We start from the raw sequence: 12,313 nt of genomic DNA on the forward strand, positions 1-12,313 counted from the left end.
CCTGTTCCCTTGTCCTGTGATCCCCGTGCATACCCCTCATGACTACGTAAGGCGTCGGCATGTCGCGCGGGCTGAGCACCTTCTTTTTCTTTTCACCCCTGCCGCGTCGACCGCCCTCCACGGACACCTCCGTCTCCCCGCGGCCGACCCCGTGAGGAGCAGCCCGGCCAGCGGTGATGCGGTCGGTATCATGCGCCCGGGGGTTCGTTTGCAGGCAGAGGGGAACGGTCGGTGGGTGGGTTGCGGTTCACGGTGCTGGGACCGATACGGGGGTGGCGGGACGGCGGGGAGCTCGCACTCGGGTCGCCGCAGCAGCGCAGCCTGCTGCTCTCGCTGCTGCTGAGGGCCAACCACCCCGTGTCGACCGGTCAGCTCGTCGACGACCTGTGGGGCGAGGACCCGCCTGCCAAGCCCATGGCCGTGATCCGGACGTACGTCCACCGCCTGCGCCGCGTCCTGGGGCCCGCCCCGCTGACCTCGCTCAGCGGGGGCTACCTGCTCACCGTGGATCCCGGGGAGCTGGACACCCACCGCTGCGAGGAGCTCGTCGCCACGGCGAAGGAGCTCAGCGGCGCCGGGGAGCACGCCCGCGCCGCCGCCACGCTGCGCCTGGCGCTGGCCCTCTGGCAGGGCGAGCCGATGTCCGGGCTCTCCGGCCCCTATGCCGAACGGCAGCGCGGCGAGTGGACCGAACGGCGGGTGACCGTCCTGGAGTCGTGTCTGGAAGCCGAGATCGAGGCCGGGCCGTCCGGCGAGGCCGTCGCCGAACTGACCGCGGTCGCGGCCGAGCACCCGCTCAGGGAACGGTTCGCCGAGCTGCTGATGCTCGCCCTCTACCGGTCCGGACGGCAGGCCGAGGCCCTGAGCGTGTACCGCGACACGGACCGGCGGCTGCGGGCGCAGCTCGGCGTCGCCGCCGGGCCCGGTCTGCGCGACTTGCAGCGCCGGATCCTGGTGGCCGACGCCGCCCTCGTGGCGCCCGCGCCGCCCCGGCCGGACACCACCGCCACGGCCCCCCCGCCGTACCACGCGCCGGTCCGGCCGACCCAGGTACCGGCCGACCTCGCCGACTTCACCGGCCGCGAGGCGCAGACGGAGGCGGTGCGGGCCGTCCTGCTCGCGCCCCGCACCGTGCCCGTGGCGACCGTGTCGGGCCTGGGCGGCATGGGCAAGACGGCCCTGGCCGTCCATGTCGCGCACGGGCTGGCCGCCGATTTCCCCGACGGCCAGCTCTACGTCGACCTGCACGGGGCCGACGGCCGCCCGACCCCGCCCGAGGAGGTGTTGGGCGCCTTCCTCCGCGCCCTCGGCGTGCCGGCGGAGGCGCTGCCCGCCGGGCTCGCCGAACGCTCCGCCCAGTTCCGCTCGCTGCTCTCCGGCCGACGCGTGCTGATGGTCCTCGACAACGCCCGGGACGCCGAGCAGATCAGGCCGCTGCTGCCCGGCCGGCCCGGTTGCGCCGTGCTCGTCACCAGCCGGGCCAGGCTCGGTTCGCTTCCCAACGCGCACGTCGTCGAGCTGCCGGCCTTCGCCCCGGAGGAGGCCCTCGACCTGCTCGGCCAGGTGGTCGGCGGGCAGCGGCTGCAGGCCGAGGCGGACACGGCCAGGGAGCTCGTGCGGCTCTGCGGCCACCTCCCGTTGGCCGTGCGCATCCTCGCCGCCCGCCTCTCCTGCCGGCCGGGCTGGACCATGGCGCGGCTGCTCGACAAGCTGTCCGAGAACCGTCGCCGGCTGGACGTGCTGCGCACCGGGGACCTCGCCGTCGAGTCGGCGTTCCGCTTCGGCTACGACCAGCTGACGCCCGAACAGGCCCGGGCCTTCTGCCTGTTGGCGGTGCCGGACGTGCCCGACCTGTCGCCGGGCGCGGTCGCTGCGGTGCTCGACCTGCCCGAGCACGAGGCCGAGGAGCTGGCCGAGTCGCTGGTCGACTGCTCGATGCTGGAGACCGCGCCGCCGGACCGCTACCGGTACCACGACCTGCTGCGCGCCTTCGCCCAGCGGCTCACCCCGGAGACGGCGGCCGACGTCGAGGCCGGCGGCGCGGGCTCGGCCCCGGAGGCGGACCGCCCGGCCGCCGTCCTCACCCGCCTGGTGATCCGCCAGCACGCCGAGACCGTCACGGCCCTCGGCCCGGCCGCCACCCGAGCGGCCCTGACCGGCGCCGGCGCACCGTACGCCGCCGACTGCCACGTGGTGGCCCGCGGTCGCGGCGAGTACCAGGGCATCGGCGCCCTGGTCGGCCAGTACGCCGGGCTCCCCCAGCCGCCCCGGCTCGATCTGGCGGCCGAACTGCTGCTCGGGGGAAGCCTGTTGTGCGAGACCGGCCAGGCCGCCCGGCCGCTGGGGCACGCGGCCAAGGTCCTGCTCCAGGCCGCCGTCCGGCAGGGCGACCGAACGGCCGAGGTCAGGGCCCGGCTGGTGCTCGGCCGGCTGCTGACCGAGGTCGGCTCCGAACCCGCGGCCCTCGGGGAGCTGCTCAGGTCCCGCGACCTGTGCATCGCCCACAGCCTGCCGGGGCCGCTGCTCGCCCTGGCCCACGCCTCGCTGGCCGCCCTGTTCGTGCAGGTCGGCCGGCCGGGCGACGCGGTCGACGGCTTCGCGGCGGCGATCGCGGTCTGGGAGCGGCTGGGCGACCGGCGCTCGGTGGCGGGTGAACTGCTCAACCTGGCCGGTGCGTTCACCGAGCTCGGCCGGCCCGAGGCGGCGGTCCGCGTCGTCGACCAGTCGCTGCTGATCTGCCACCAGCTCGCCGACCACGAGCTCCAGGCGCTCGCCCTCGACTCGTTGGGGACGATCGCCCACGATCGCGGCGAGTTCGAGCAGGCCCTGAGCCACCACCGCGGCGCCCTCGCCCTGCTGCGGCCGGACGACCGGCGCCGGACGGGCCGCACGCTCCTGCGGCTCACCGAGTCGCTGCGAGCCGTCGGCCGCGGCGACGAGGCGGTGGAGGCGGCCGGCCGGGCGGTCGAGGTGCTGACGCTCGACGGCGACCGCCGGGGGCGGGGGCTGGCCCTGGCGGCGCTCGGTGACGCGCTCGCCGACCGCGGCGCCGCCGAGGACGCGGCCCGGGCGTGCCGGTCGGAGGCCTACGACATCCTGGCCTCCATCGGCTCCCCCGAAGCCGACCGGCTGCGCGCCCTGATCGGCCTCGGCGGAGCCGCCGACCGGCCCCGCCGGCAGTGGCCGTCCTGGCTGCCGGCCTGATCCTCCCCTCGCCCCGGGGGTGTTCGGCTGCCGGCCGGACGGCTCAGGACAGCGCCCACACCTGGCTCTCCGCGTTGGAGCAGGCCGCCACCCTGACGTAGCGGGCGACTCCGTCGGACGTCAGGCAGCCCTTGGTGGTGCCGTTGACGATCTGGTAGCCGCCCCGGACCGGCACGAAGGACCAGAGCTGGTTGTCGTTGTACGGCGGGCTCGTCCAGATCTGCACGCGCCCGTCGCCCGTGTCCAGGTCCAGCACCTTGGTGTAGTTGCTGGAGGCGTTGCGCAGGAAGTACTTCCCCTCGGAGAGCTTTTCCAGCCGCCACACCTGGGCCGGCGTGCCGTTGACGTTGAAGGTGCCGACCTGGTTGCCGTCCCGGTCCGCGGAGTAGGAGTTGTCCAGCGCGCCGTTGACGCCGGTGATCTGTGTCTGGGAGGGCAGCTGCGGCTGCGGTTTCGGCTCCGGTGTGGGCGGCGTGGGCGGCGTCGACGTCGCGGACGGCGTGGGCGTGGGCGGTTCGTGGGAGGTGGGCGGGGACGGGACGGCGGAGGTCGGCGCGGGCGAGGCGGGGTTCTGGCTCGCGGTGGGCGCGGTGGAGGCGGGAGGGGACGCGGCGGGGGCCGGGTTGGGCGTACCGGGCCGGACGGGCGCGGTGGCGCCCTGGCCGCCGGTAGCCGTGGCGGAGGCGGGAGGGGACGCGGCGGTGCCCCGGGTGGGCGTACCGGGCCGGACGGGCCCGGCGGGGGTCCGTCCGGCGACCGGCTCGGGCTCGGCGCCGGGCGTGGGGCTCCCGCCCGCTTCCGGTCCGGCCGACGGCACCGGGGCCGTCGGCTCGGCGGGCTGCTGTCCGGCGGGTTGGCGGTCGGCTGCCACCGCCGCGGGAACGGCCGGGCCCGAGAGTCCGGCCACCGGGCCCGCGACGGCGGCGGCGTCCGGAGCGTCGTCCTCGTCGGACCGGATCACCGTCGCGCCGGAGGCTCCGACCACGCAGAGCAGCGACAGCGCCGTCACCCCGATCAGCCCGCGCAGGCGGAACCTGGCCCACCGTGCGCGTCCGGCGACCGGCCGGGGCCCGACCGGAGCCGGCGGCGCCGTCGCCTCGGCCGGTGCGAGGGCCTCCCGTGCCGCCGCGGCCATCGCCGCCGCGTCGGGCCAGCGCTCGCTGGGCTCCTTGGCCATCGCCCGCTCGACCAGCGCCCACACCGGCGCGGGCACGTCCTCCGGAAGCGGCGGCACGGGCTCCGTCAGGTGCTTGAGGATCAGTTCGAGGGCGGTCTCCCCGTCGAAGGGGAGCTGGCCGGCGAGGCATTCGTAGAGGACGACGCCGAGTGCGTAGAGGTCCGCCGAGGCGGTGACCGTCCCGGTGGAGGCCTGTTCGGGCGCCTGGTAGGCGGCGGTGCCGAGCACCATGCCCGGTACGGTCAGCCGGGCGTCGCAGCCGGGCCGGGCGATGCCGAAGTCCGCGATCATCACCGTCCGGTCGTCGCGGACCATCAGGTTGGCCGGTTTGATGTCCCGGTGGACCACCCCGGACTCGTGCGCGGCCTCCAAGGCCTCCAGCACCTGGAGCGCCATCAGGAGGGTCTCCTCCACCGGCAGCGCGCCGCGGCGTTCCAGTACGGCACTCAGCGGTTCCCCGTCGATCAGCTCCATGACCAGGTAGCCGACCGAGGGCCGCCCGTCCACGGCGCTGTGCCCGTAGTCGTACACGCCGACGATGCCGGGGTGGCGCAGCTGTGCCATGACGCGGGCCTCGGCGTGGAAGCGTTCGGCGAAGCCGGATTCGTCCAGCAGGGCCGGCTTCACCACCTTGACCGCGACCCGGCGGCCCAGGACCTCGTCCTCGGCGAGCCACACGTCGCCCATCGACCCGCCGCCCAGCAGGTCAACCAGCCGGTAGCGGTCGGCGAGCACGGTGCCGCGCATGATACTCCCTGAATCAAGCCCGAGGACCGGAGCGAATCCGGAGACCGGCCCGGTTCCATGGGCGCACCTTGGTCCGGGGCGCCCTCCGAGGATCATGACACCGGCAAAACAATTACTGGCTTTCCATCATATGAATCACGATCGACTCAAGCCATCCCCGCCCCACGACCCTCCCCTCTACCCCCACCCGGGCAGCCGGGGCGTCATCCCGAGCACCATCCTGCAGTCCAGGACCGCCAGGTGCTGAACACCTGCACCGGGTGGACCGCACCCGGCGCAGGTCGTCCACTCAGCCGCGGATGGGAGCGGTCTGACGCCGGAGGCACGGCAGCACCGCGAGTCGGCGCGCCCGGAGACCGCCGCGTTGCGCTCAGCGATGCTCGGGGTTCTCGAAGTCGAAGCGGCAGCCGGCGTCCCACCCGGAGCGCTGGTTGCCGTGGGCCGGGATGCCGCCGGCGTCCTTGAGCATGCGGGCGAGGTGGAGCTGGTTCCAGGTCATGAAGGTGGTGTTGCGGTTGGTGAAATCGTTCTCCGGCCCGCCCGACCCGGGGTCCAGGTAGGAGGGACCGGGGCCCGCCTCCCCCACCCAGCCCGCGTCCGCCTGCGGCGGGACGGTGTAGCCGAGGTGCTGGAGGCTGTAGAGGACGTTCATCGCGCAGTGCTTGGCACCGTCCTCGTTCCCGGTGATCAGGCAGCCGCCGACCCGGCCGTAGTAGGCGTACTGGCCCTCGGAGTTGAGGATCGACGAGCAGGCGTACAGCCGCTCGATGACCTTCTTCATCACCGAGGAGTTGTCGCCCAGCCACACAGGTCCGGCTAGCGTGAGGATGTCGGCGGCCATCACCTGGGAGTAGATCACCGGCCACTCGTCGGTCTCCCAGCCGTGCTCCGTCATGTCCGGCCAGACGCCCGTGGCGATGTCGAGGTCCACCGCGCGCAGGACGTCGACGGCGACGCCCTGGCGCTCCAGGATGCCGGTGCTGACGTCGATCAGGCCCTGGGTGTGGCTTCGCTCCGGGGAACGCTTCAACGTGCAGTTGATCACCAGGGCGCGCAGGTCGGTGTACGACGTCGTCGGGTCCGGCACGGACTCCTCCTCCAGCAGCTCCGGGAGGCCGGTCCAACCACCGACTCCCTGCCCAGCTCACCAGCCCCGCGCGGCGGACGCTCGTGGAACTGGGCCGCTCGCCTGACGGCGCGCCATCCGGTCGACCGACGCGTTCCTCTGCTCGGACTCGACCTCGGGGTACGCGTACCGCATCCGAGTGCCCGCCCGCCCCCGCGGGTACCCGGGCCGCGCCCTGCCCCAGCCACGACCGGACACCGGTCCACTCGGGGGGACGCCGTCGTCGAGCCTCGCGGTACCGGCCTGCGAGAGAGCTGCTCGGCCTCGGTCCCCGAAGGCCTCGGGGCAGGCCGTCAAGGCCTCCCGAGCGCCGGACCGACTTCTCGCGCCTCTCGCGCCAAAGGTTCGTAGCAAAATTACCTGTCACTGGAATGCAGCTCACCAGGCCTTTTCGCATCGCGCCGCCGGACCGGCCGACCTAGCGTGGGTCGTGGCGCTCCTCCCCGACGTTCCTCGCTGCGCGCGAGCCATGGGATCGAGCCACGGATCCGCCCGGGCAAGGCTTCGGCAGCACACGCACATATGGATTCAGAAGGACTCAACCATGGGCTTCGACCACGTCGACGCGGTGATGGCCGTACCCGACGAGCCGAACCAGTTCTGGGTGTTCTCCAACACCGACTACCGGCGCGTGGAAAGCACCGTGGACACCAAGACCTACGGTCCGGCGCCGCTGAGCGAGTGGGAAGGCCTCACCAAGGGCTGACGGCCGCCTCGGGTGCCCGGACCGCACCGGACCCGCCGCACCCCGCACTGGACGCCCGGCCGGACCGCCCCCGGCCGGGCGTCTCACGTACCCGTACGTGCCCCCCATCCGTCCCGCCTCTCCCGTTCACGTTCGCCCGCCCGGATCGGAGACCTGCCCATGGGTCAGTTCGTCACAGACGTCAACGTTCTGGTCGCCTACGACGACCCGGTGCGAAGTCCGTTCCACACACCCGCCGGGTGGGAGTGGATCGACGTCGACCTGAACAAGGGCGCGCACGGCGCCTACCTGTACCTCGTCGTCGAACGGTCCGCCGAGGGCCAACCCGTCACCGGCATCCGCGTCCTGAAGGACGACGAGAAGCCGCCCCCCGGGTACCAGAAGCTGCCGGTCGACCTCAACAGGGCGACGCCCGTGCACGGCAAGGCCCTGTTCCTGGCCGTCACCCGCCAGGAAGGCGCAGGCCGGCGCATCGTCGACCTCACCGTCACGGACTGGAAGGACGGATCGCAGGAGATCCCTCCCAAGACGGGCTACACCCGCGTCGACACCAACCTCAACGAGGGCGCGACGGGCGACTTCCTCTACCTCGACTACCTCCGGGCCACCGAGAACGCACCCTCCGGTTCGCCCGCCACGCCGGACCAGGAGAACGCGTGAACACTCCCCACTCCCCGCAGAGCGCTCCGTCGCTGCCGGACTCGCTACTGAAGGCCCTCAAGCGCAAACCCCGCCCCGGCGGCCTGAAGGCCATCCGACACGTGGTCTTCCTGATGCAGGAGAACCGTTCCTTCGACCACTACTTCGGCAGCAACTTCCGAGGAGTGCGCGGCTACGACGACCGCAACCTCGTCACGTTCCCCGGGACCGGCGGCCACACCGTCCTCGACCAGCCCGACCCGGGCCATCCGTCCAAGCCCCGGAGGCCCTACCGGTTCGGCCTGGACGACGTGACGACCGAGCCCGCGGCCCACACCTGGCCCACCGGCCACCAGGCGTGGAACAACGGCCGCCACGACCAGTGGATCAAGGCCAAGGGAACCGTCACGATGGGCTACTTCGACCAGCCGGAGGTCGTCGGCACCTATCGGGCACTGGCCGACCTGTTCACCGTGTGCGACGCCTACCACTGCTCGGTGATGAGCGAGACCACCTCGAACCGCAACTACCTCTTCAGCGGATTCGGCGGCTGGGAGCCCGACGGGTCACGGGTCACCGGGTCGGCCGCGCACGACCGCGAGAATCCCGATGCGACGTACACGGGGGACCGGACACTCGGCTACAACTGGTCCAGCTACCCCGAGATCCTGGAGGTCAACAACGACCCCTTCGGCTCCGACGGGATCAGCTGGCGCGTCTACCAGGGCTGGGACAACTACTACGACAACAACCTGGACTTCCACGCCGAGTTCAAGCGGATCTTCCAGACCGTGCTGAACAGCGCCAATCTCGACTACCTGAGCCTGTACGACTTCTACAAGGATCCGACGCGCGTGCGCCCGGAGGACGTGGAGGCCCTCGCCAAGGCGGTCGCCGACCTGCCGCCGGCCGACCGGAGCCTCTACGACCGCGGACTCTTCCGCTGCCCGCCCCCGCCGGACTCGCAGCAGAACCCCAAGAACTACCGCGACTTCGTCTACGCGTTCGCGCAGGACGTGGCGGCGAAGAGAGTCCCCCGGGTCTCGTACCTGGTGCCCTCGGACGCGGACTCGGAGCACCCGGGCGACGGCGGTTCGGCCCCCATGGCCGGTGAGGAGGTCGTCGCCCAGGTCCTGGACGTCATCGCCTCCGACGAGGACATGTGGGACTCCACCGTGCTATTCATCAGCTACGACGAGAACGACGGCTTCTTCGACCACGTGCCGCCGCCGGTGCCCCCGCAGGGCATCGACGACGAGTACGTCGGCAAGGAGCCCATCGGCCTGGGCATGCGCGTACCGATGATCGTCGTCTCCCCGTGGACGGTGGGCGGCTACGTCAACTCCCAGGTCTTCGACCATACCTCACAAGTCCGTTTCCTGGAGGAGTGGTTGGGCGTGCGGCAGCCCGCCATCAGCCGCTGGCGGCGCACCGTGGCCGGCAACCTCACCTCGGTCTTCGACTTCGACCGCACCGGCGACCCGCCGCCGCAACCCACCGACCCCACCCGGCGTCTGGCCCGCCCGCTGCCGTACCAGCCGGACGCCCACGGCGCCCTGGACCAGGAGCAGGGCGCGTTCGTCCTCCAGCCGACCAACACCGGCGCCGCCTCCGTACACCTGGCCCTGTACGACAACATCGGCACGTCCGGCAGCTACGACACACCCCGGCACTTCGACGTGCTCGGCACCACCGCGCCGGCCACCAAAGTGCCGCTGCGCGAAGGAAGTTACGACTTCTACCTCACCGGCCCCAACGGGTTCCGCCGCGAGTTCGCCGGAAAGGCCTCCGGGGCCGCCGCCGAAACCTCCGTGGCCACCGCCATCGCCGCCGCCCCGAAGCGCACCCTCACCCTGACGATCACCTCACCCAGCGCCACGCCGCAGACCGTCACCGTCGCGCCCCGGCACTACAGCACCGCGAAGGCGCTGACCGGGACCGTCGTCACGGGCCAATCCCTCGTCCTCGCCTGGGACACCGAGGCTGCCGACGGCTGGTACGACCTGGACCTCGCGATCGCCGAGGACGCGTCCTTCCGCCGCCGCCTCATGGGCCACGTCGAGAACGGCCGGCCGAGCATCAGCGGTTGAACGGCGAGGAGGCCGGCGCCGGGGCGCGGCGCCGGCCTCTTCGGATGTGAGGCGCCCTACCGGCGACTGCGGGCCGGTGCGGGGTTGAGCTTGGCGCTGAGCACCGACAGGAAGGTCGGGAGCCTGTCCACCGCGGTCTTGGGGACGGGGGTGACCTGGACGGTGTCCCGGACCACGTCCTGCACGACGAGCCTGTAGGTGCCGCCCTCCTCGACGAGTTCGGCGGCGTAGAGCAGTGTTTCTTCCACCAGGGGTCCCTCCGGTGTCTGTCGTACGGCGGGTCAGGAGGCGGTGAGCCAGGCGTTCCACGCCTTGGTCGCCTGCTCCTCGTCCGCTCCCTCGGCGAACAGGTGGTGGCCCAGCCAGATCGGCCAGTTCCAGGAGCTGCCGTTGTAGAACCGGTACAGCGTGTCCGGGCCGCGCAGGCCGATGAAGTCGGGGCTCAGGTAGTCCACGACCACCTCTTCCGGGCCGCCGTCCGCGCCCGGGAGGTCGAGCGAGAGCCGGTCGCCGACAGCCGTGTCCTCGGCGAGGCCGAGGCGGCGGCGCAGCGTGGCGAAGTCGGCGGGGTCGGCGGTCGGTCCGGGCCGGGCGGCCTTGACGTAGACGGCGGTGCGGTCGGCGAAGTGCGTCAGGTACTGGGCGAGGCTGTGCTGGTAGAAGTCGACGTGCTTCTCGGCCGCGTCCGCCCTGGTGTCCCAGCCGTCGTCGACGACGCCCTCGTGCACCCAGTGGATGCCCATCCGCAGGTGGCTCGACGTGCCGTCGGCCGGCTCGATGTGGTAGCTGAGGGTGTTCGAGAAGCCGCCGTCCCTGGTCGCCAGGACGGCGAAGTGGTGCGGCGGTTCCCAGGCCACGACGGTGCCGCCGCCGCGGGAGACCGTGCCGCCGACGTGCGGCTCGACCTCCATGGGGTAGAGCCAGCTGAGGTTGCCGGCGCCGGTGGCGATCGCCTGCCAGACCTTGTCCGGTGCGGCGGGCAGGTCCTGTTCCCGGCGCACCTGGAACTCTCGGGCCATGGTCGGTTCTCCTTCGCGGTCGATGGTCTTGTCGTTCGGTGGGCTTGTCGTTCGGTGGGGTCGTCGTTCGACGGGCTTGTCGTTCAGTAGGTGAGCGGCAGTGCGCACAGGTGCCGTTGCAGCGGGCTGGGCCGCCAGTCGAGGACCGCCCCGTCGGCGAGCCCGAGGCGCGGGAGCCTGCGGACCAGGGTGCCGACCGCCAGTTCGGTCTGGAGCTTGGCGAGCGGTCCGCCGAGGCAGAAGTGCGGGCCCGTGCCGAAGGTCAGGTGCCGGTTGCGGGTGCGCGCCAGGTCGAGTCGGTCGGGGTCCTCGAAGCGCTCCTCGTCGCGGTTGGCCGCGCTGAGGAACAGGTACACCAGCTCGCCCTCGCGCAGCGTCCGCCCGCCGATCTCGACGTCCTGCGCGACGACCCGGACGATCGCCTGGGTCGGCGTGTCGTAGCGGGCCAGTTCCTCGACGGCGGTGCGGATCAGCGCCGGGTCCTCGCGCAGCCGGGCCAGCTGGTCGGGGTGGCGCAGCAGGGCGAGGGTGCTGTTGCCGATCAGGTTGGCGGTGGTCTCGTCCCCGGCGGTGATGAGGACGAAGCAGGTGGACAGCAGTTCGGAGTCGGTGAGCCGGTCGTCCGTGGCCTGGGTGGTGACCAGGGCGCTGATCAGGTCGTCGCCCGGATCCTCGCGGCGCTGCCGGATGAGCCGGGACAGGTACTCCTCGTACTGGTCGACGGCGGCCTCGGCCTGCTCGATGTCGGCGGCCAGGTTGCCGATCCGGCGGAACCAGGTCTTGACCTGGGGGCGGTCCTCGGGCGGGATGCCGAACAGCTCGCAGGCGACGGCCAGGGGCAGCGGCGAGGCGACCGCCTCGATGAAGTCCATGGCGGGCCCCTGGGCCACGGCCCGGTCGATCAGGTCGTCGACGACCGCCTGGATGCCGTCCCGCAGGGCCTCGACCCGCCGGGCGGTGAACGCCCGGTTGACGAGCTTGCGCAGCCGGGCGTGGTCCGGCGGGTCGGTGTTGGTCATCACCCGGCCGAGCCGGTCGGTGAGCCGGCTCAGGGCCTTCAGGTTGCCGCCCAGGCCGCTGAGGGCCCGGGTCATCCGGTCCCGGTCGTTCGACAGGCGCAGGTCGCCCAGGGCGGCGTCGATGTCGGCGTACCGGGTGAGGTACCAGATGCCCTGCGCGCTGCGGTGGACCGGGCTCTCGCGCCGCATGCGGGCGTAGAACGGGTACGGGTCGCGGCGGGCCTCGGGCGTGTACAGGGCCGCGGCGAGGTCGCCGGGCCCGGCTGCGGCGTCGGCGCCAGGGGCGTCGGTGCCGAGGGCGTCGGTGCCGAGGGCGTCGGTGCCGAGGGCGTCGGTGCCGAGGGTGTCGGTGGAGGTCACGTCGGCCGCGCTACTGCCGGGCGTCCATGGCGACGGCGAGGCTCCTGGGCCGCATGTCGGTCCAGGACTGCTCGACGTACTCCAGGCAGGCGGTGTGGCTGTCGGGGCCGTGGGCGACGGTCCAGCCCTCGGGGACGTCGGCGAACTGCGGCCACAGCGAGTGCTGGTTCTCCTGGTTGACGAGCACGAGGAAGGTGGCGTCCTGGTCGTCGAAGGGGTTGGTCAT

10 protein-coding genes are annotated in these 12,313 nt (G+C 72.6%); 4 read left to right on the forward strand and 6 right to left on the reverse strand.

Going from position 1 to position 12,313, the window contains the following annotated elements:
• The first annotated feature begins 252 nt into the window (after positions 1 to 252).
• Entirely contained in the window at positions 253 to 3,204 is a 2,952-nt protein-coding gene (locus OG556_RS37510; protein WP_331744553.1) for a BTAD domain-containing putative transcriptional regulator, read from the forward strand.
• A 43-nt stretch (positions 3,205 to 3,247) separates the two neighbouring features.
• On the opposite strand, the gene OG556_RS37515 is transcribed toward OG556_RS37510, so the two are convergent.
• Complete coding sequence (locus OG556_RS37515; protein WP_331744556.1) at positions 3,248 to 5,128, reverse strand: protein kinase; 1,881 nt, start codon at positions 5,126 to 5,128, stop codon at positions 3,248 to 3,250.
• 370 nt (positions 5,129 to 5,498) lie between these two features.
• A complete protein-coding gene (locus tag OG556_RS37520; protein ID WP_331744559.1) occupies positions 5,499 to 6,215 on the reverse strand; it encodes a flavodoxin family protein in 717 nt (238 codons plus the stop codon).
• A gap of 583 nt (positions 6,216 to 6,798) precedes the next feature.
• On the opposite strand from OG556_RS37520, the gene OG556_RS37525 reads away from it, so the two are divergent.
• The 3 genes from OG556_RS37525 to OG556_RS37535 all read left to right on the forward strand — a co-directional run bounded on the left by OG556_RS37525 (position 6,799) and on the right by OG556_RS37535 (position 9,689).
• Positions 6,799 to 6,960, forward strand: coding sequence for a hypothetical protein (locus OG556_RS37525; RefSeq protein ID WP_331744562.1), 162 nt, complete (start codon positions 6,799 to 6,801; stop codon positions 6,958 to 6,960).
• Between the two features lie 159 nt (positions 6,961 to 7,119).
• The gene (locus tag OG556_RS37530) at positions 7,120 to 7,620 is read left to right on the forward strand and encodes a hypothetical protein (RefSeq protein ID WP_331744564.1); all 501 of its coding nucleotides are present in this window, start codon (positions 7,120 to 7,122) and stop codon (positions 7,618 to 7,620) included.
• Positions 7,617 to 9,689, forward strand: a complete 2,073-nt coding sequence (locus tag OG556_RS37535) for an alkaline phosphatase family protein (RefSeq protein ID WP_331744567.1) — start codon at positions 7,617 to 7,619, stop codon at positions 9,687 to 9,689. The genes OG556_RS37530 and OG556_RS37535 overlap by 4 nt, the downstream gene beginning before the upstream one ends.
• Positions 9,690 to 9,745: 56 nt before the next feature.
• Here OG556_RS37535 and OG556_RS37540 read toward each other — a convergent pair whose 3' ends face one another.
• The 4 genes from OG556_RS37540 to OG556_RS37555 all read right to left on the reverse strand — a co-directional run bounded on the left by OG556_RS37540 (position 9,746) and on the right by OG556_RS37555 (position 12,313).
• Entirely contained in the window at positions 9,746 to 9,937 is a 192-nt protein-coding gene (locus OG556_RS37540) for a hypothetical protein (protein ID WP_331744570.1), read from the reverse strand.
• 33 nt (positions 9,938 to 9,970) lie between these two features.
• Positions 9,971 to 10,708 carry an SRPBCC domain-containing protein gene (locus OG556_RS37545; protein ID WP_331744573.1) on the reverse strand — a complete coding sequence of 246 codons (738 nt, stop codon included), beginning with the start codon at positions 10,706 to 10,708 and terminating at the stop codon, positions 9,971 to 9,973.
• Positions 10,709 to 10,791: 83 nt separating this feature from the next.
• Complete coding sequence (locus OG556_RS37550; RefSeq protein WP_331744575.1) at positions 10,792 to 12,087, reverse strand: cytochrome P450; 1,296 nt, start codon at positions 12,085 to 12,087, stop codon at positions 10,792 to 10,794.
• A gap of 10 nt (positions 12,088 to 12,097) precedes the next feature.
• Complete coding sequence (locus OG556_RS37555) at positions 12,098 to 12,313, reverse strand: MbtH family protein (protein WP_331744577.1); 216 nt, start codon at positions 12,311 to 12,313, stop codon at positions 12,098 to 12,100.

This window comes from Kitasatospora sp. NBC_01300, from assembly GCF_041435235.1.
In the GTDB taxonomy this organism is placed as follows: Bacteria; Actinomycetota; Actinomycetes; order Streptomycetales; family Streptomycetaceae; genus Kitasatospora.

Excerpts from the sequence above, each read along its gene's own strand:
- OG556_RS37515 (WP_331744556.1), bottom strand. The coding sequence starts at position 5,128 with ATGCGCGGCACCGTGCTCGCCGACCGCTACCGGCTGGTTGACCTGCTG.
- OG556_RS37525 (WP_331744562.1), top strand. The coding sequence starts at position 6,799 with ATGGGCTTCGACCACGTCGACGCGGTGATGGCCGTACCCGACGAGCCG.
- OG556_RS37530 (WP_331744564.1), top strand. The coding sequence starts at position 7,120 with ATGGGTCAGTTCGTCACAGACGTCAACGTTCTGGTCGCCTACGACGAC.
- OG556_RS37545 (WP_331744573.1), bottom strand. The coding sequence starts at position 10,708 with ATGGCCCGAGAGTTCCAGGTGCGCCGGGAACAGGACCTGCCCGCCGCA.
- OG556_RS37555 (WP_331744577.1), bottom strand. The coding sequence starts at position 12,313 with ATGACCAACCCCTTCGACGACCAGGACGCCACCTTCCTCGTGCTCGTC.